The organism is Thalassococcus profundi, assembly GCF_003344785.1.
GTDB lineage: Bacteria > Pseudomonadota > Alphaproteobacteria > Rhodobacterales > Rhodobacteraceae > Puniceibacterium > Puniceibacterium profundi.
Genome location: NZ_QPMK01000005.1, coordinates 91,076 through 108,657, shown reverse-complemented (window position 1 = coordinate 108,657; position 17,582 = coordinate 91,076). Strand labels below are relative to the sequence as shown.

Genomic DNA, 17,582 nt, shown 5'->3' with positions numbered 1-17,582 from the left:
ATGCGGCGCCATCAAGACATGACTGGTTTTTTTAGATCTGCTGGCGGGGAATGTTGATTTTCACCTAATCTTCGAGGCCCGCGAATGAGCCACGAGCGCATTTGCATGGCCGTGACCGAGTCCATGGTCAGACTTGAGCCAAGCAACTGTCTCCATGTGCTTCTCTTCGGGTCTGTCTGCGATGATGCCGAGCCAATGCTGAACCGGCTTGCCGTAAGTCTTCTCGATAGAAGGGAAATAGGAGGCCGGGCCTTTGACCTTGTCTTCCATGGAACGGTTTCTCTCATGCTTAATGCTCTAGCGGAGAGTGCCGGGAAAAACGGCACGCCGCAACTCTCTGACCGAGAAATGCTTCATGGTGGAGTGTGCGCACTGCCACTGCGCCAACTGCATCGCTAGAGCCAAATGTATTGGCCCCTTTCCATTCAGGAAAGCCGAAGTTGGCACAGTCCGCAGCGAATGGCAGCTTGGTCCGCAGAGCCGACTTTTTCGGAAATGCAGCGCTCAGGACTTTGGGCGGATGCCGGCCCGATGCGCGCCGATGGCAAAGGGCTGTCAGCCGCGCGAATCCGGCAGCGAGATATTCGCCACCTGTTCGGCGATCGGGTCGGTGGACAGCGGATGCGTGTCGGCGCTGTAATCATCCGGGTCGCGCAACGTCTGCCAGCTGCCGTGCCGGTAGATCTCCAGCCCGGAAAATCCGGCCTTGTAGCCCATCTTGGGGCTGCCCGGCACCCAGTAGCCCAGGTAGACATACGGCAGTTCGGCTTCGCGCGCGATCTCGATATGGTCGAGGATCATCCAGGACCCGAGGCTTTGCCGCGGCAGGTCGGGTTCGTAGAAAGAGTAAACCATGGACAGCCCGTCATCGAGCACATCGGTCAGGCAGACCGCGGTCAGGGCGCCGGTCTTTTCGTTCGTATATTCCACCACGCGGCTGCGGATCGGCGTTTCCTCGATCATGGCGGCGAATTCGAACACATCCATGTCGGCCATGCCGCCATCGGCGTGGCGGTTGTCGAGGTAGCGGCGGAAGAGCGTGTACTGCTCTTCGGTGGCCCAGGGGCTCGACGCGCGGCGGCGCAGGTGCGCGTTGCGGTTCATGCTGCGGCGCTGGCTTTTCGACGGTTTGAAATCCGCAACCGAAATGCGCGCCGACAGGCAGGCCGCACATTCCGAACAGCTGGGGCGGTAGAGCACGTTCTGCGACCGGCGGAAACCTTGCTTGGACAGGCTGTCGTTCAGTTTTTCCGCCGATTCCCCCTGCAACGCGGTAAACAGCTTACGCTCCATCCGGTTCGGCAGGTAGGGGCAGGGCTGCGGCGCAGTCACGTAGAACTGGGGCGCTAGGGGAAGCGTATGGCGCATGTGCGATGTTCGTCCGGGATCGAGGTTGGACAAAGCCTAGCAACAGATGCGCCCTGCGCCAACCCCCCGGAAATGGCGATCACGCGCGGCGGTTGATCATCACCGATCCCATGACGAGGTCGGTCAGACCCTGGCCGCGGTCGGTCGCGCACATGAACAGCGCCGATACCAGTTGCAAGGGCGCCATCACCAGCGAAAATGTATAGCCCGCCGTGTGCAGGAAGGCCTGGCCGAAGTCGAAACGTGCGCCTTGCGCGTCGCGCAGTTCGATCGACATGAGCCGCATGCCCCAGGTGGCCGAGCCGGAGGCGATGGTCACGACGCGGTAGATGAACCCCACCGTCATGTAGAGGAACGGCAGGAAGAAGAGGCCGATGAAGGCGGTCATGACCAGCGCCGGCAGCAGCAGCACCACGGTCACGAGCATGTCGACGACCCAGGCCAGCGCGCGCTTCGTGGGTACGGAGGCGTAGAACTCGGGCTGGTGCGCCGGGTCGGGCAGGTGGGAAACATAGGCGTGCATGGTCGTCCTCGGATGCGTGGAATGGGAGAGACATGGCCCCTCGCGGGGGCCATGCCAAGGGGCAGGTTACTGGCTGTCGCTTTGCGACTTGGCAGCGCGCTCTTCCATGAACTGGTCGAACTCGGCCTTGTCCTTGGCTTCGCGCAGGCGGGCCAGGAAGGCTTCGAAGTTTTCCTGCTCGTCCTGCAGGCGGCGCAGGGTCTCGGCCTTGTAGGCGTCGAAGGCGGCGTTGCCGCTGGATTTCATGGCGCCGAAACCGGCGGACTTCATGGATTTGCGGCAGGATGTGCTGAACATGCGTTTGCTCCAGATCATGTAGGCAAGAAGGGCAAGGCCGACGGGCCAGAAGAAGATGAACCCGAGCACCATGGCCGCGATCCAGGCGGGTTTGCCGCGATTGTCGAGCCAGGCCTCTGCACGGGAGAACCAACCGGGGTTGGCCATGTGCGAGACGGGTTGTGTGGCAGATGTCATGTTGGTCTCCGTTTCTGTGCTTGCGTTACGATGTGAATGCCTTTCACATTATCTAGATGGAGAGGACATGGCGCTGGTTCAAGGGATGATGTGAAGGTTTTTTACATTTTCTGAATGCGGAATGAAAAATGGAACAAGGACAATATTTTGCGCGCGTCCTTGGCTATCTCTGCGCGGATTCAAGTCGACCTTTGGTCGCCGCCGCGCATCCGTTGCCCGGCAGGCGGGTTTGGCGTGCCAAACCTGCCGGTAGGGGCCGGACCGCTCTCCGGTCCGGCGATTTGGCAAATCACAGAGCGCAATTCAAAGGCAGTTCGGGTTCGGTTGGTATAAAGCGCGCAGCAGCACCGCCGCATCGCGGTCCGGCGCTGCGCGGCAGGAATGGCGTTCCGATTTACTGGGTGAAATCCGCCACCGGCGCGCCGGTCAGCTCCAGCAGCACCCTCGGATCCAGCGGAAACACATGTCGCGGGGTGCCCGCGGCGGCCCAGATCACCTCGAACTCGGTCAGGCGCGGGTCGCACCAGGCGCGGATCGGGTTGAGGTGCCCGATGGGCGCGACCCCGCCGATGGCGAACCCGGTCTGCGCCCGGATCAGCCCCGCATCCGCCTTGCCCAAAGGCTCCGCCGCCAGGGCCGAGGCCTTGTCGCGGTCGACGTGGTTGCCGCCGGCGGTCAGGAACAGCACCGCCGTGCCCGTCTCTTCGGCGCGGAAGATGATCGACTTGGCGATCTGGTCGATCTCGCAGCCCACGGCTTCGGCGGCCTCGGCGGCGGTGCGGGCGGCGCCGACTTCTCGGATGTCGTCGCTCTGTCCGGCGGCGATCAGCGCGGCGCGGACGCGGGACAGGCTCTTGCTCATCTCTGGCTCCTTGGTGGATGGGCTGCGCGGCCAGTAGTGCCGCGCGGGGCGGGGCAGATGCAAGCAGGCCATTGCATGCCCGCGCCCGTCGTGTCCATCTGTGGCCATGACATTTGCCGACCGCATCACCCGCAGCCCGCGCCCCTTCGACCCCGACCGGGGGCGCGATACCCTGGACCACGTGCCCTGGGCCAGCGGTCCGGTGGCGGAGCTGTTGCAGGGCACCGGCGGATGCAGCCCGTATCTGCAGGGGTTGATGGCCAAGGAAGGCGCCTGGCTCGAAACGGCGCTCGACGACCCCGAGGCGGCGCTGCGAACCGAGCTGGACGGCCTCGACTGGCAGGATGGCGCCCTTGCCTCCACGCTTCGGCAGGCCAAGCGGCGCACGGCGCTTTTGACGGGTCTTGCGGACCTTGCCGGGGTCTGGCCGCTGGAACAGGTGACCGGGGCGCTCTCGGACCTTGCCGACCGCGCCTGCACCGCCGCGCTGACGGCGGCCGTGGCGCAGGAGGTCAAACGCGGCAAGCTGCCGGGGGTCGATGCCGAGGCGCTGGAGGATGCTGGCGGCATGGTGGTGCTGGCCATGGGCAAGATGGGCGCGCACGAGCTCAACTATTCCTCGGACGTCGACCTGATCTGCCTGTTCGACGAGACGCGCTTCGATCCCGACACCTTTTTCGAGGTGCGCCAGGGCTTTGTCCGCGCCACCCGCAAGATGTGCGCGCTGCTTGGCGATCAGACCGGCGACGGCTACGTCTTCCGCACCGATCTGCGCCTGCGGCCCGATCCCGCGGTGACGCCCGTCTGCCTCGCCATGGAGGCGGCGGAGCGATATTACGAAAGCCTCGGGCGCACCTGGGAACGCGCCGCCTATATCAAGGCGCGGCCCTGCGCAGGCGACATCGCGGCCGGCGACCGGTTTCTCGAGACGCTGACCCCCTTCGTCTGGCGTAAGCACCTGGATTTCGCCGCCATCGAGGATGCCCATGCCATGCGCCTGCGCATCCGCGAACACAAGGGGCTGGGCGGACCGATCACCCTGCCGGGGCACAACGTGAAGCTGGGCCGGGGTGGCATCCGCGAGATCGAGTTCTTCACCCAGACCCGGCAGATCATCGCCGGCGGGCGCGACCCGGGCCTGCGTCTGCGCGGCACCGTGCCCGCGATGCGCGCTCTGATCGACCGCGGCTGGGTGCCGGAAGACACCGGCGAAACGCTGATCCGCCACTACCGCGCCCACCGCGAGGTCGAACATCGTGTGCAGATGATCCAGGACGCCCAGACACACGACTTGCCGGGCAGCGACGAAGGCTTTGACCGGCTTGCGGCCCTGATGGGCTGCGAGGTCGACGCCCTGAAGACCGACCTGCGCGACCGGCTGGAAGAGGTCCACAGCCTGACCGAGGATTTCTTCGCCCCGTCCTGCGGCGATGCCGATGCGCCGGAACTGCCCAAGAGCGAAGAGATCACCGCCCGCTGGCCGCGCTACGCCGCTTTGCGCTCGGGCCGCGCGGTGGAGATCTTCAAGCGCCTCAAGCCCGAGATCCTGCGCCGTCTGGGCCAGACCGCCAAGCCCGAAGAGGCGCTGGTGGCCTTCGACGGCTTTCTCGAAGGCCTGCCCGCGGGGGTGCAGCTCTTCTCGCTCTTCGAGGCGAATCCGCAGCTGATTGACCTTCTTGTCGATATCGTCGGCACCTCGCCGGACCTTGCAAAGTACCTGTCGCGCAACGCGGGTGTCTTCGACGCGGTGATCGGCGGCGATTTCTTCGCGCCCTGGCCGGGGGTCGCGGCGCTGACCGAAGAGCTTTCAACCCTGCTGGAGCGCGAAGAGGATTACGAGCGCCAACTCGATGCGACCCGGCGCTGGGGCAAGGAATGGTACTTCCGCATCGGTGTGCACCTGTTGCGCGGTCTGATGGACGGGGCGGAAGCGGGGGCCGCCTATGCCGATCTGGCGCAGGCGACGCTGGCCGGTCTCTTGCCGGTGGTGAAAGCCGAGTTCGCGGCCAAACACGGGCCCGCGCCGGGCCGGGGCGCGGTGGTGCTGGGCATGGGGTCGCTCGGCGCCGGACGGCTGACCGCGCGGTCCGACCTCGACGTGATCGTGATCTACGACCCCGACGGCGTGGAGTCGTCCGAGGGTCGCAAGCCCTTGACGGCGCGGGTCTATTACGCGCGCCTCACCCAGGCGCTGATCACCGCAATGACCGCGCCGATGGCCGAGGGACGGCTTTACGAGATGGACATGCGCCTGCGCCCCTCGGGCAACCAGGGGCCGGTGGCGACGTCCTGGGACGCCTTCCGCACCTACCAGCGCGAAGCCGCCTGGACCTGGGAGCACCTGGCGCTGACCCGGGCGCGGGTGGTGGCGGGGCCCGAGGATCTGGCCTGCGACGTGTCGGACTTCCGCACCGACCTGCTGTCAGCCCCGCGCGACCGCGACGCGGTGCTGCGCGACGTGGCGCAGATGCGCACCCGCATCGCCGCGGCCAAGGGCGGCGGCGGGGCGTGGGACCCCAAGGTCGGTCCCGGCCGGATGCAGGATATCGAACTGGTGGCTCAGGCAGGGGCGCTCATCGCGCCCTCGGCCCCATCGCGGACCGAAGATGGGCTGGCCGCCGCCGCCGACACAGGCTGGTTGACCGAGGCGGAGGCGGCGCAGCTGGCCGAAACCCACGCGCTCTGCGCCGCGGTGCAGACCGCGCTGCGGCTGATGCGCGACGGGCCGATGACCCCCGAGGACATGGGCGCCGGCGGGCGGGCGCTGCTGCAGCGCCTGACGGCCACCGACAGCATCGCAACCCTGGAGGACCGACTGGTGCGCATGACACGAGAGGCGGCGCGGATCATCGACGCGGCCTTGCCCGACCCGGAGGAAGCGCCATGAGGAAGGGCGACGCGGTCGATCCCAAGGGCCTGGTGGCCGAAGCCTATGCGATCGACGGCATCACCTATGGCGAATGCCGGTCGATCTTTCTCGACTGGGCGCTGGCGCTGCCGGTGGATGCCGATACGGCCGCGCTGATCGCCACCCTGATCGCGCGGCACGGAACAGAGGATGACGAGACGCCTGCCCATCCGATGACGCGCGTGCTGCGCGAGGGGCTTGAAGGCATGGGCAGGCCGCGCCGCCGCGGCGGCTGGCGAGGCCGCGACCGCGGCGACGGTCAGGCCTAGCGGGGCAGGGCGGCGGCTTCGGCGGCCAGTTCCTCGATGGCCTTCCAGTCGCCCTTGGCCACCAGATCCTTGGGCGCGACCCAGCTGCCGCCAACGCAAAGCGTGTTGGACAGGCCCAAGTAGTCGCCCGCGTTCTTCAGTGACACGCCGCCGGTGGGGCAGAAGCGCACCTGCGGGATCGGCGCGCCGATGGCCTTGAGCGCGGGCGCCCCGCCATTGGCCTCGGCCGGGAAGAACTTCTGCACGCTGTAGCCGCGCTCCAGGAGCCGCATCGCCTCGGAGGCGGTCGCGGCCCCCGGCAGGAGCGGCAGGTCGGCCTCTTCACAGGCGGTGAGGATGGTATCCGTAGCCCCCGGCGAGACGCCGAATTTGGCCCCCGCGGCGACGGCGTTCTGCACGTCCTGCGGCGTCAGCAGCGTACCCGCGCCGACCGTGCCGCCCTCGACCTTGGACATTTCGCTGATGGCCTCGAGCGCCGCGGGCGTGCGCAGAGTCACCTCGAGCGCGGGCAGGCCGCCGGCGACCAGCGCCTCGGCCAGCGCCCGGGCGCTGCTGGCATCGTCGATCACCAGCACCGGGATCACCGGGGCAAGGCGGCAAACGGCTTCGGTCTGGGTGGAGGCGGCGAGGGGCGTGAGCATGATCGGACCTTTGCTTGAGCCGAGGCGTCGGGATGCCTCCGGCGGGAGTTTATCTGGCAAGATGAAGCAGCAGCAAGTCCGCGATCAGACCACCACCGCGGCACCGTTGGAGGCGAGGCCCACGTTTTCGCGGAAGGCGCGGAACAGCTCGCGTCCGACGCCGTGGCCGTTGTCGGCGAGGTCGGCCTCGACCGGCGTGCGGGCGTCGAAACCGTCTTCGAGACAGTCGATGATGCCTTGCACCGCGTCGAGCCGGATCAGGTCCCCGTCCTGCACTTTCGCGAGCGGCCCGCCGTTGGCGGCCTCGGGCGAGATGTGAATCGCCGAGGGCACCTTTCCCGACGCACCCGACATCCGGCCGTCGGTGACCAGCGCCACCTTGAGCCCGCGGTCCTGCAGCACGGCGAGGGTCGGGGTCAGCGAATGCAGCTCGGGCATGCCGTTGGCCGAGGGGCCCTGGAAGCGAACGACGACGATGGTGTCCTCGGTGAATTCCCCGGCCTTGAACGCGGTCTTGACCGCCTCCTGGTCCTGGAACACCCGGGCGCGCGCCTCGATCACGTGGCGCGACGGGTCGACGGCGGAGGTCTTCATCATTCCCTTGCCAAGGTTGCCCGAGAGCTGTTGCAAGCCGCCGGTCTTCTGGAACGGGTCGCTGGCGGGGCGCAGGATCTTGTCGTTGCCGGTCTTGCCCGCGCCCGGGCCGTAGACGACGCGGCCGTCCTGCAGCTTGGGCTCCTGCGTGTAGAGCGCGAGGCCATCGCCCGCCACGGTCTTGACGTCCTCGTGCAGCAGACCCGCCTGCAAAAGCTCGCCCATCATGTAGCCAAGCCCGCCCGCTGCGTGGAAATGGTTCACGTCCGCAAGGCCGTTCGGATAGACCTTGGCCATCAGCGGAACGGCGTTGGAAATCTCGTCGAAATCCTCGAGCTCCAGCGCGATGCCGGCGGCGCGCGCCATGGCCGGCAGGTGCAGCACCAGGTTGGTCGACCCGCCCGTCGCCATCAGCCCGACGATGCCGTTGACGAAAGCCTTGGCGTCGAGGATGTCGCAGACCGGACGGTAGTCGTTGCCAAGCGCCGTGATCTCCAACGCGCGTTCGGTGCCCGCCACGGTCAGCGCCTCGCGCAGCGGCGTGTTCGGGTTCACGAAGGACGCGCCGGGCAGGTGCAGGCCCATGAATTCCATCAGCATCTGGTTGCTGTTCGCGGTGCCGTAGAAGGTGCAGGTGCCGGGGCCGTGATAGGACGCCATCTCGGCCTTCATCAGCGCGTCGCGGCCGACTTCGCCGCTGGCGAACTGCTGACGCACCTTGGCCTTTTCGTCGTTGGGCAAGCCCGAGGTCATCGGCCCCGCGGGCAGGAAGATGCCGGGAATGTAGCCGAAGGTGGCCGCGCCGATCACCAGCCCCGGCACGATCTTGTCGCAGACCCCGAGGTAGAGCGCCGTGTCGAAGACGTTGTGCGACAGCGCTACGCCCGCCGCGAGCGCGATCACGTCGCGGGAGAACAGCGACAGCTCCATCCCGACCTGGCCTTGCGTGACGCCGTCGCACATGGCCGGCACGCCGCCCGCGACCTGTGCGGTGCCGCCTTGCGCGCGGGCCGCGGCGCGGATGATATCGGGGAATTTCTCGAAGGGCTGATGCGCCGAAAGCATGTCGTTGTAGGCGGTGACGATGCCGATGTTGGGCGTCCGCCCGCCTGCCAGCGCGTCCTTGTCGCCGCCCATGGCAGCATAGGCATGGGCCTGGTTGCCGCAGGTCAGGTGGGCGCGGCGGGGGCCTTCGTCGGCGGCGCGGCGCATCCGGTCTAGATATGTGGCGCGCATCGTCTCGCTGCGCTCCTCGATCCGGTCGGTGACTTTGGCGATGGTCGCGTTCAGGGTCATGGCGGTGTCCTTGTCCCGAGGTCCGAAAGGTCCGGCGTCCGGCAGGGCGAGGGGCCGCGGGCGCGGACCGGAATTCCAATGCGGTTTACATAGGCCGGTTAGCGCTAACAGTAAACCCCGCAAACGCGACACACTGGGTATGGTTTCGCGCGGGCCGGCGCCGGGATGACCGCCAATTTATCCCAATGCCGCCCAAATGCGGCCTGAAAGGCCGGGCATACAGCGTTCAATGTCCGAAAGAGACGACACGGCACGAGGAGAGCAGAATGCCCAGAACCGGAATGATTTGCGCAGCCATGATGGTCCTGGCGACCGCCGGATGCGCCACCGTCGATACCGCCAGCCGGAACGCCGTGCGGGTGGACCTGTCCGCGACCCATGCGGCGCCGTCCATGCGGCTTGTCGATTACGAGGTGCGGGTGCCGGAGACGCTGCGCGTGTCCGAGGCCAATCTCTATTATCCCCAGGGCGACATCGTCTGGCGCGGAGAACCGATGGGCGACCGATATGCGCAAGTGAAGGCGATCTTCGACACCAGCCTGGGCCGTGCGGGACGGGTCGTCGCCGGAGATCTCCCGGTCGTGGCACGGATCGAAGTCAAGCGCTTCCACGCGATTTCGGAAAAGGCACGCTACACGGTCGGCGGGGTGCATTCGATCACCTTCGACCTGACCTTCGTCGATGCCGGAACCGGCCTGCCGGTGGTCCCGACCTACGAGGTGCGCGCCGATCTGCAGGGCTATGGCGGCAAGCAGGCGATGCTGGCCGAAGCGCGCGGTGTCACGCAGAAATACCGCATCACACGCCACCTGACCGACGTGCTGGCGCAGGAACTGGCCGGGTCCGACACGGCGCTTCTGGCGCTCGCCGGTCCGGACGCCGCGCTGCGCTGAGCCCGGTCGCGGCGCCGCAAACGGCGCTTCCCAGCGACCGGCAGAGCGGCTAAGAGGGCCGCATGACACAGCCCTCCGCCCCTTCCGATCTGTCGGCCGGCCTGCCGGTCGTCCGGCTCAAGCCCAAGGCCAATGCCCGCGCCGTGCGCCGCGGCTTTCCATGGGTCTTTGCCAATGAAATGGTCGTCGACCGCCGCACCGGCGCGCTGACCCCCGGCACCGTCGCGCTGCTGGAGGATGCCGAGCGCAGTCCGCTGGGGCTGGTGGCGGTCAATCCCGCCTCCAAGATTTTCTGCCGCATGCTGGATGCCGAAGGCGGTTCCGCGCCCGACGAAGCCTGGTTTGCCGCGCGTCTCTCGAAGGCGCTGGCCCTGCGCGAGCGGCTCTTCGATGCGCCCTTCTACCGGCTGGTCCATGCCGAGGCGGACGGGCTGCCCGGCATCATCATCGACCGGTTCGGCGACGTGGCCGTGATCCAGCCCAATGCCGCCTGGGCGGATGTGCTGATCGCGCCGCTGGCGGCGGCGCTGGCACAGGTGACGGGCTGCACGACGATCCTCAAGAATGCCGGCGGGCGGGGCCGCAGCCTCGAAGGGCTGGACGACCGGGATGCGGTTCTGCTGGGCACCGCGCCCGAAGCACCGCTGCCGGTGGAGATGAACGGCGCCACCTACATGGCGGACGTGACGGGCGGGCAGAAGACCGGCCTCTTCTTCGACCAGCGCCCCAACCACGCCTTTGCCGCACGGCTGGCGGAGGGCGCACGGGTGCTCGACGTCTTCAGCCATGTGGGCGGCTTTGCGCTGGCGGCGCTCGCGGGCGGGGCCGCGTCTGCACTGGCGGTGGACGGATCGGCTCCGGCGCTGGCGCTGGCCGAGACGGGCGCCGCGCGGATGGGCGCGGGCGACCGGTTCGCGACGCGGCAGGGCGATGCCTTCGACATGTTGGCGGCGCTGGGGGATGAGGGCGAAGGTTTCGACCTCGTGATCTGCGACCCGCCCGCCTTTGCCCCGTCGAAACCGGCGCTCGACAAGGGACTGCGCGCCTACGAGCGGGTGGCGCGGCTCTCCGCGCCGCTGGTCAGCGAGGGCGGCTACCTCGTGCTCTGCTCCTGCTCGCATGCCGCCGATCTTACCGCTTTCACCGGCGCCTGCCTGCGCGGCATCGGACGGGCCGGGCGACGGGCACAGCTCATTCACACCGGCGGCGCCGGGCCGGACCATCCGCTGCTGCCGCAGCTGGCCGAGTCGGGCTACCTCAAGGCGCTGTTCTTCCGGCTGTGAAGGTCGTTCTCGACACCTGCGTCCTCTACCCGACGGTGATGCGCGAGGTTCTTCTGGGCGTCGCGGCGCGCGGCGCCTACACGCCGCTGTGGTCGGCGCGTATCCTCGAGGAATGGGCGCGCGCGGCGCGCAAGCTGGGGCCGGGCGGTGAAGCGCAGGCGCGGGCCGAAATCGCCGCCGTGCGCGCGGCCTGGCCCGCGGCCGAGGTCGACTGGCCGCCGTCGCTCGAGGCGCGGCTGTGGCTGCCGGACGGCAACGACATCCACGTCCTTGCGGCGGCGGTGGCGGGGTCGGCGGATGTCGTCGTGACGTTGAACGCCGCCGATTTCCCCCGCGGCGTGCTGGCCGAGGAAGGACTGAGCCGCGCCGATCCCGATGCCTTCCTGCTGGGCCACTGGCAGGGCGATCCCGGCGGTGTGGCCCAGGTCTGCGACTCGGTGCTGAACGAGGCGCGGCGGCTGTCGGGTGACGACTGGCAGATGCGCGCGCTGATGAAGAAGGCGCGGCTGCCGAGGCTGGGGAAGGCGCTGGCGGGGTGAGGCGGCGCTTTCGTTTCGCGACGATGGCGCTGGCAAACCTTGAAGAACGCTTGACGGCAGCCAGCGGGGTGCCGCGGCGACAGCGCCGCTCTCGCGCTTGATGGCAGCAACATCCGGACGACGTCGAAGCTCGGTGCCAAGACCCACCAGAGCGGCAGCCCGGTCGGGCTGGCTGCCGCTGCCCGGCGGCCGCAAGCGGCCTTTATTCCGGGCCGGGAAAAACATGGACGGGCGCGCAATTCGGGAGAGGGTAAAGGACAAACAAAAAAAGGCCCGGTCGCAGTGACCGGGCCTTTGGCTTGCAGATCGGTCTGTATGGATCAGCCGATGATCTCGTTGAAGGTCGCCGAGGGGCGCATCACCTTGGCGGTCTTCTCGGGGTCGGTGTGGTAGTAGCCTCCCGTATCCGCAGGCTGACCCTGGGCTGCCAGCATCTCGCCGGTGATCGCGTCGGCCTTTTCTTCCAGCGCCTGCGCAATCGGGGAGAAATGCGATGCGAGCTCGGCATCCTCGGTCTGCGCCGCCAGCGCCTGCGCCCAGTAGAGCGCGAACCAGAAGTGGCTGTCGCGGTTGTCGGGCTGGCCGGCTTTGCGGTCCGGAGAGCGGTTGTTGTCCAGCACGCCCTGCGTCGCCGTCTCGACCGCGAGGCCCAGCACACGGGCCTTGTTGTTGTCCTTCATCTCGCCCAGGAACTTGAGGCTTTCGCCAAGCGCGCAGAATTCGCCAAGCGAATCCCAGCGCAGGTGGTTTTCCTCCTGCAGCTGCTGGACGTGCTTGGGGGCCGAGCCGCCCGCGCCGGTCTCGAACAACCCGCCACCCTGCATCAGCTTGACGATCGACAGCATCTTGGCGCTGGTCGCCAGTTCCAGGATCGGGAAAAGGTCGGTCAGGTAGTCGCGCAGCACGTTGCCGGTGATCGCGATGGAGGTCTTGCCGGCGCGGATCGTCTCGAACGACGCGCGGGTCGCCTCGCGCGGGGCCATGATCTTGAACGTGTCCGCGACGCCCTTGGCCTCGAGGATGGGTTTGACGAACTTGATCAGCTCCGCATCGTGCGCACGGGTCTCGTCGAGCCAGAAGATCGCCTCGCAGCCCTCGGCCTTCTGGCGGTCGATGGCCAGCTGCACCCAGTCCTCGATCGGCGCCTTGCGGGTCGAGGCCGACCGCCAGATGTCGCCCGCTTCGACACTGTGCTCGTGCAGGACGGTTCCATCGTCGAGGATCATCTTCACGGTGCCGTCGGCTGGGATCTCGAATGTCGTGGGGTGCGATCCGTATTCCTCGGCCTTCTGCGCCATCAGGCCAACGTTCTGCACGGTGCCCGCCGTCGCCGGGTCGAGCTTTCCGGTTTCCTTGAAGTACTCGATGGTCTCGTCATAGACCGCCGCGTATGAGCTGTCGGGGATGATGCAGGCGGTGTCGTGTTCCTTGTTGTCCGGACCCCAGCCCTTGCCGCCGCCGCGGATGAGCGCGGGCATCGAGGCGTCGATGATGACGTCGGACGGCACGTGCAGGTTAGTGATGCCCTTGTCGGAATTGACCATGTACATCGGCGGGCGCTGGTCGCGCACCTCTTCGATGGCCTTCAGGACCTCGGGCATGTCCTTCACGCGCTCCAGCAGGTCGCCGAGGCCCGAGTTCGGATCGACGCCGGCGGCCTTCATCTGGTCGCCGTATGTGTCGAAGACGGGCTGCAGCCAGGCCTTGACTGCGTGGCCGAAGATGATCGGGTCGCTGACCTTCATCATCGTGGCCTTGAGGTGGATCGAGAACAGCGTGCCCTCGGCTTTGGTCTTCTCGATCTCGGCGGCGAGAAAGGCGTCGAGCGCCGATGCGGACATGTAGGTCGCGTCGACCACGGTGCCGGCGGGATAGCTCACGCCGTCCTTGAGCACGGTCTCGGTGCCGTCGGCGCCGACGTGCACGATCTTTGCGGTGGCGTCCTTGTCCAGAGTCGCGGATTTTTCGTTCGACCGGAAATCGTTCGCGCCCATGGTCGCCACGCGGGTCTTGCTGTCCTTGGACCAGTCGCCCATGCGGTGCGGGTTGTTCTGGGCGTATTTCTTGACCGGGGCGGCGGCGCGGCGGTCGGAGTTTCCTTCGCGCAGCACCGGGTTCACCGCCGAGCCCTTGATCGCGTCATAGCGCTTGCGGGCGTCCTTTTCGGCGTCGGTCTGCGGGTCCTCGGGATAGTCGGGCAGGTCATACCCCTGGCCCTGAAGTTCGCGGATCGCCGCCACCAGTTGCGGCACCGAGGCCGAGATGTTGGGCAGCTTGATAACGTTCGCCTGCGGCTGTTTTACCAGTTCGCCCAGAACCGCGAGGTCGTCGGTCTGGCGCTGCGCCTCGGTCAGCTTTTCCGGGAAGGCGGCGATGATGCGGCCCGCCAGCGAAATGTCACGGGTGCCGACGGAGACGCCCGCCGCCGCGGCGAATTTCCGGATGATCGGCAGGAGAGAGGCCGAGGCCAGCTCGGGGGCCTCGTCGACCTTGGTGTAGATGATGTCGGGGGTGTTCTGGTCAGCCATGAGATGCACGCCTTTCTGTCAGATTGCCCTGCGTCTAGCGGGTCTGACGGCGCAGGTCTACCGGCTGCGCGCCAACAAATCGCCCCTGCGGCATTTTTTTGCATACTTTCGCATACAATCGTCGGTTTTCCGGGCGCAGGCGGGCGGACTGCGAGGTAAACGTACGGTTTCGAAGCGGGGTGAGGCAGGGCGGACGGCGACTCGGTGGGGTGAGTCGGGTCCGTCCGAAGGGCTGCGCGCAACCGTCTGGACAGGTTGGCCGAGGAGGTATAAACGTTAACCAGGTTAACAATTACGGTCCTCTCGGGGACCCAGGCGAGGAGCCCGCGATGGCCCGATCCGTCACCAGCTTGCGCGCCGCCGAAGAGGCCGAATGCGCCGATCTCGCGCTTGAGGAGCTGATCGGCTACAACCTCAAACGCGCATACGTGATCTTTCACACCGATTTCCGCGAGGCCCTGGGCGACGACGGGCTGTCCCAACGAGCGTTCTCTGCACTGTCGCTGGTGGTGCAGATTCCCAACATCACGCAGAGCGCCCTGGCGCGGCGGTTGGGCATCGAACGCTCCGGTCTCGTTGCGATCGTCGACGACCTTGAACGCCGCGGCTTGTTGCAGCGCGGACGGGTGCCGGGTGACAGGCGGGTGCAGGCGCTGCTGGCCACCGACGCCGGGCGTCGGGCCTTTGCCGAAGCCGTTGCGGCGGTACGGACCCACGAGGAAAAGGTGCTGGCCGGGCTGAGCATGGCCGAGCGCGCGCAGCTTCTGTCGCTGCTGCGCAAGATCAGGACAACAGCCGGAGGAGAGAGCTGATGCAGGAGTGGAGTGGGACGGGCGCGGTGGTGACCGGCGGCGCCTCGGGGCTGGGGGCCGCGACGGCGCGGGGTCTGGCCGGAATGGGGCTGAAGGTGGCGATCTTCGACCTGAACGCCGACGCCGGAGAGGCTCATGCGCACGAGCTGCGCGGCATCTTCTGCAAGGTCGACGTGGGCGATCCGGCCAGCGTCGCCGCCGGGCTGGACCGCGCGAAAGAGCTTGCGCCGGTGCGGGTGCTGGTCAACTGCGCAGGCATCGGTCCCGCGGCCAAGACCGTGTCGCGCGGCGCGGCGCATGATCCGGCGGTTTTCGAAAAGACCATCCGCGTGAACCTCCTGGGCAGCTTCAACTGCGCCAGCCAGGCCGCCGCGCGGATGGTGGCGCAGGACCCCGTGGGCGACGACGGGGCACGCGGGGTGATCGTCAACACAGCGTCCGTTGCGGCCTATGACGGACAGATCGGCCAGATCGCCTACGCGGCCTCGAAGGGCGGGATCGTCGGCATGACCCTGCCCATGGCCCGCGACCTGGCCGACAAGGGCGTGCGGGTCTGCACCATCGCGCCGGGGCTCTTTCTCACACCGCTTCTGCAGGGCCTGCCCGAGGACGTGCAGCAATCGCTGGGCGCGCAGGTGCCGTTCCCGTCGCGGCTGGGCGCGCCCGAGGAATATGCGGCGCTCGTCGGCCAGATCGTCACCAACCCGATGCTCAACGGCGAGGTTATCCGGCTCGACGGGGCGATCCGCATGGCGCCGCGTTAGGGTCATCTGATCGGGGAGGAGACGATGACCGCAGGCGACACCGAGGCACCGGCACCGTTCTGGCAGCCGCGTTTCGACTATGAGCACCGCGCCGACGGCACGGTGCTGATGTGGCAGCCCGATCCTTTGGAGCCGCATGACCGGGTGCTTCCCGCCTACCTCGACCACTGGGCCGAGGCGGCGCCCGACCGGACCTGGATCGCCCGGCGCGACACGCACGGCGACTGGCGGCGGATCAGTTTTGCCGAAGGACGCGCGCAGGCCCATGCCATCGGTGCGGCGCTGCTGGACCTCGGTCTGGGGCCGGATCGGCCTTTGCTGATCCTGTCGGAGAATTCGCTGGAACACGCGCTGCTGGGGCTGGCCTGCGCCTGCACCGGCATCCCCTTCGCGCCGGTCAGCCCCGCCTATGCACTGATGTCGAAGGACCATGCGAAGCTGCGCGACATCGCGGACCTGCTGCGCCCCGGCGCGGTCTTTGCCGACGACGGCGCGGCCTTCGCTCCCGCCTTGCAGGCCATCGCCGCCGAGGGGCGGCAGGTCATCAACCTGACCGATCCCGGGCCGGGGGCCCTGCGCTTCGACACGCTTCTGCAGGCCGATCCCGAACCGGCCCGCGCGGCGCAGGCACGGATCACCCCGGACACGGTTCTGAAATACCTTTTCACCTCCGGCTCCACCGGGTCGCCCAAGGCGGTGATCAACACCCACGGGATGATCTGCACCAGCCAGGCGATGATCCGCGACTGCTACCGCTTCGTCGCCCATCGACCGCCCGTGGTGCTGGACTGGGCACCGTGGAACCACACGGCGGCGGGCAACAAGGTCTTCTACCTCACGCTCACCAACGGCGGGACCTACTACATCGACGATGGCCGCCCGGCGCCGGGCCGTTTCGAGCAGACGCTTCGCAACCTGCGCGAGATCTCCTGCAGCTGGTATTTCAACGTGCCGGTGGGCTACGACCTGCTGGTCTCCGCGCTGGAGGCCGACGAGGCTCTCGCGAGCACCTTCTTTGCCGATCTCGGGATGCTCTTCTATGCGGGCGCCGGGATGGCGCAGCACACATGGGACCGGCTGGCGGCCATCGGGCGCAAGGCCACGGGCCGCGACGTGGTGCTGGCCACGGGTCTCGGCTCGACCGAGACGTCGCCCTTCGCGCTGGCCTTCACCGAGGTGCAGGACAAGGCCGGCAATGTCGGCGTCCCGGCGCGCGGACTGGTGCTCAAGCTGGTGCCATCGGGCGGCAAGCTCGAGGCCCGGCTCAAGGGGCCGACGATCACGCCGGGGTATTTCCGCGATGCGGTCAGGACTTCGGAGGCTTTTGACGACGAAGGCTTCTTCGCGCTCGGCGATGCGCTGCGGCCGGTCGACACCGAGGATTTCTCCAAGGGGTTCCTGTTCGACGGGCGGGTGGCGGAGAACTTCAAGCTCGCGACCGGCACCTGGGTGGCCGTCGGCGCGGTGCGCGCGGCCTTGGTCGACGCGCTTGGCGGGCTGGTGCGCGACGCGGTGGTCGTGGGCGAGGACCGTGCGGAACTCGGCGCGCTGCTGCTGCTGTCAGACGCGGCGCTGAAGATGCCGGCGGCGGAGCGGCAGGCGGCGCTGACTGCCGCGCTGGCGTCGGCGGCCAAGACCACCACAGGGTCCGCTTCACGGGTATGCCGAGCCGTGGTCATGGAGGTGCCGCCCAGCTTCGACCGGGGAGAGGTGACCGAGAAGGGCAGCCTCAACCAGCGTGCGTTGCGGGCGGGCCGCACGGAGGAGATCGCGAAGCTATACGCGGGCGGCGACGGGGTGATCGAGGTCTGAGCGACGCGACGGAGCG

At 67.7% G+C, this 17,582-nt stretch carries 16 protein-coding genes; 8 read left to right on the top strand and 8 right to left on the bottom strand.

Going from position 1 to position 17,582, the window contains the following annotated elements:
* Positions 1–60: 60 nt before the first annotated feature.
* From DU478_RS08840 to DU478_RS08820, 5 genes are all read right to left on the bottom strand, one after another.
* Entirely contained in the window at positions 61–270 is a 210-nt protein-coding gene (locus DU478_RS08840; protein WP_114510593.1) for a DUF4287 domain-containing protein, read from the bottom strand.
* A gap of 285 nt (positions 271–555) precedes the next feature.
* Positions 556–1,368 (bottom strand): arginyltransferase, encoded by an 813-nt coding sequence (locus DU478_RS08835; protein ID WP_114510592.1) that lies wholly within the window; start codon positions 1,366–1,368, stop codon positions 556–558.
* Positions 1,369–1,447: 79 nt separating this feature from the next.
* Positions 1,448–1,891, bottom strand: a complete 444-nt coding sequence (locus DU478_RS08830; protein ID WP_114510591.1) for an RDD family protein — start codon at positions 1,889–1,891, stop codon at positions 1,448–1,450.
* Positions 1,892–1,957: 66 nt separating this feature from the next.
* The gene (locus DU478_RS08825; RefSeq protein ID WP_114510590.1) at positions 1,958–2,365 is read right to left on the bottom strand and encodes a DUF2852 domain-containing protein; all 408 of its coding nucleotides are present in this window, start codon (positions 2,363–2,365) and stop codon (positions 1,958–1,960) included.
* Positions 2,366–2,759: 394 nt separating this feature from the next.
* A complete protein-coding gene (locus tag DU478_RS08820) occupies positions 2,760–3,227 on the bottom strand; it encodes a YbaK/EbsC family protein (protein WP_114510589.1) in 468 nt (155 codons plus the stop codon).
* 106 nt (positions 3,228–3,333) lie between these two features.
* Here DU478_RS08820 and DU478_RS08815 point away from each other — a divergent pair, with 106 nt between their 5' ends.
* Together DU478_RS08815 and DU478_RS08810 are read left to right on the top strand one after the other, a co-directional pair.
* Positions 3,334–6,114: a [protein-PII] uridylyltransferase family protein gene (locus tag DU478_RS08815; protein ID WP_114510751.1), complete on the top strand. Its 2,781-nt coding sequence runs from the start codon at positions 3,334–3,336 to the stop codon at positions 6,112–6,114.
* A complete protein-coding gene (locus DU478_RS08810) occupies positions 6,111–6,404 on the top strand; it encodes a hypothetical protein (RefSeq protein ID WP_114510588.1) in 294 nt (97 codons plus the stop codon). Before DU478_RS08815 ends, DU478_RS08810 begins: the two co-directional genes overlap by 4 nt.
* Here the strand turns inward: DU478_RS08810 and eda are convergent.
* Both eda and edd read right to left on the bottom strand, forming a co-directional pair.
* Complete coding sequence (gene eda, locus DU478_RS08805) at positions 6,401–7,045, bottom strand: bifunctional 4-hydroxy-2-oxoglutarate aldolase/2-dehydro-3-deoxy-phosphogluconate aldolase (RefSeq protein WP_114510587.1); 645 nt, start codon at positions 7,043–7,045, stop codon at positions 6,401–6,403. The genes DU478_RS08810 and eda overlap by 4 nt on opposite strands.
* An 84-nt stretch (positions 7,046–7,129) precedes the next feature.
* Complete coding sequence (edd, locus tag DU478_RS08800) at positions 7,130–8,935, bottom strand: phosphogluconate dehydratase (protein ID WP_114510586.1); 1,806 nt, start codon at positions 8,933–8,935, stop codon at positions 7,130–7,132.
* Between the two features lie 266 nt (positions 8,936–9,201).
* On the opposite strand from edd, the gene DU478_RS08795 reads away from it, so the two are divergent.
* The 3 genes from DU478_RS08795 (at position 9,202) to DU478_RS08785 (ending at position 11,650) form a co-directional block, all read left to right on the top strand.
* Entirely contained in the window at positions 9,202–9,828 is a 627-nt protein-coding gene (locus DU478_RS08795) for a DUF6778 family protein (RefSeq protein WP_233501174.1), read from the top strand.
* 62 nt (positions 9,829–9,890) lie between these two features.
* Positions 9,891–11,111: an RSP_2647 family RNA methyltransferase gene (locus DU478_RS08790; protein WP_114510584.1), complete on the top strand. Its 1,221-nt coding sequence runs from the start codon at positions 9,891–9,893 to the stop codon at positions 11,109–11,111.
* Entirely contained in the window at positions 11,108–11,650 is a 543-nt protein-coding gene (locus tag DU478_RS08785) for an RSP_2648 family PIN domain-containing protein (protein ID WP_114510583.1), read from the top strand. The genes DU478_RS08790 and DU478_RS08785 overlap by 4 nt, the downstream gene beginning before the upstream one ends.
* A gap of 320 nt (positions 11,651–11,970) precedes the next feature.
* Here the strand turns inward: DU478_RS08785 and DU478_RS08780 are convergent, their stop codons facing one another.
* Positions 11,971–14,178, bottom strand: coding sequence for an NADP-dependent isocitrate dehydrogenase (locus DU478_RS08780; protein WP_114510582.1), 2,208 nt, complete (start codon positions 14,176–14,178; stop codon positions 11,971–11,973).
* 329 nt (positions 14,179–14,507) lie between these two features.
* Between DU478_RS08780 and DU478_RS08775 the strand changes: the two genes are divergently transcribed.
* From DU478_RS08775 to DU478_RS08765, 3 genes are read left to right on the top strand one after another with little or no spacing between them, the layout of a single operon-like run.
* Positions 14,508–14,990 carry a MarR family winged helix-turn-helix transcriptional regulator gene (locus DU478_RS08775; protein ID WP_114510581.1) on the top strand — a complete coding sequence of 161 codons (483 nt, stop codon included), beginning with the start codon at positions 14,508–14,510 and terminating at the stop codon, positions 14,988–14,990.
* Positions 14,990–15,754 (top strand): SDR family NAD(P)-dependent oxidoreductase, encoded by a 765-nt coding sequence (locus DU478_RS08770; protein WP_114510580.1) that lies wholly within the window; start codon positions 14,990–14,992, stop codon positions 15,752–15,754. The genes DU478_RS08775 and DU478_RS08770 overlap by 1 nt, the downstream gene beginning before the upstream one ends.
* Positions 15,755–15,778: 24 nt before the next feature.
* Complete coding sequence (locus DU478_RS08765) at positions 15,779–17,566, top strand: feruloyl-CoA synthase (RefSeq protein WP_114510579.1); 1,788 nt, start codon at positions 15,779–15,781, stop codon at positions 17,564–17,566.
* The last annotated feature ends 16 nt before the right edge of the window (positions 17,567–17,582 follow it).

Excerpts from the sequence above, each read along its gene's own strand:
- DU478_RS08810 (WP_114510588.1), top strand. The coding sequence starts at position 6,111 with ATGAGGAAGGGCGACGCGGTCGATCCCAAGGGCCTGGTGGCCGAAGCC.
- DU478_RS08830 (WP_114510591.1), bottom strand. The coding sequence starts at position 1,891 with ATGCACGCCTATGTTTCCCACCTGCCCGACCCGGCGCACCAGCCCGAG.
- DU478_RS08835 (WP_114510592.1), bottom strand. The coding sequence starts at position 1,368 with ATGCGCCATACGCTTCCCCTAGCGCCCCAGTTCTACGTGACTGCGCCG.
- DU478_RS08840 (WP_114510593.1), bottom strand. The coding sequence starts at position 270 with ATGGAAGACAAGGTCAAAGGCCCGGCCTCCTATTTCCCTTCTATCGAG.
- DU478_RS08795 (WP_233501174.1), top strand. The coding sequence starts at position 9,202 with ATGCCCAGAACCGGAATGATTTGCGCAGCCATGATGGTCCTGGCGACC.
- DU478_RS08815 (WP_114510751.1), top strand. The coding sequence starts at position 3,334 with ATGACATTTGCCGACCGCATCACCCGCAGCCCGCGCCCCTTCGACCCC.
- DU478_RS08775 (WP_114510581.1), top strand. The coding sequence starts at position 14,508 with ATGGCCCGATCCGTCACCAGCTTGCGCGCCGCCGAAGAGGCCGAATGC.
- edd (WP_114510586.1), bottom strand. The coding sequence starts at position 8,935 with ATGACCCTGAACGCGACCATCGCCAAAGTCACCGACCGGATCGAGGAG.
- eda (WP_114510587.1), bottom strand. The coding sequence starts at position 7,045 with ATGCTCACGCCCCTCGCCGCCTCCACCCAGACCGAAGCCGTTTGCCGC.
- DU478_RS08770 (WP_114510580.1), top strand. The coding sequence starts at position 14,990 with ATGCAGGAGTGGAGTGGGACGGGCGCGGTGGTGACCGGCGGCGCCTCG.
- DU478_RS08765 (WP_114510579.1), top strand. The coding sequence starts at position 15,779 with ATGACCGCAGGCGACACCGAGGCACCGGCACCGTTCTGGCAGCCGCGT.
- DU478_RS08780 (WP_114510582.1), bottom strand. The coding sequence starts at position 14,178 with ATGGCTGACCAGAACACCCCCGACATCATCTACACCAAGGTCGACGAG.
- DU478_RS08790 (WP_114510584.1), top strand. The coding sequence starts at position 9,891 with ATGACACAGCCCTCCGCCCCTTCCGATCTGTCGGCCGGCCTGCCGGTC.
- DU478_RS08825 (WP_114510590.1), bottom strand. The coding sequence starts at position 2,365 with ATGACATCTGCCACACAACCCGTCTCGCACATGGCCAACCCCGGTTGG.
- DU478_RS08820 (WP_114510589.1), bottom strand. The coding sequence starts at position 3,227 with ATGAGCAAGAGCCTGTCCCGCGTCCGCGCCGCGCTGATCGCCGCCGGA.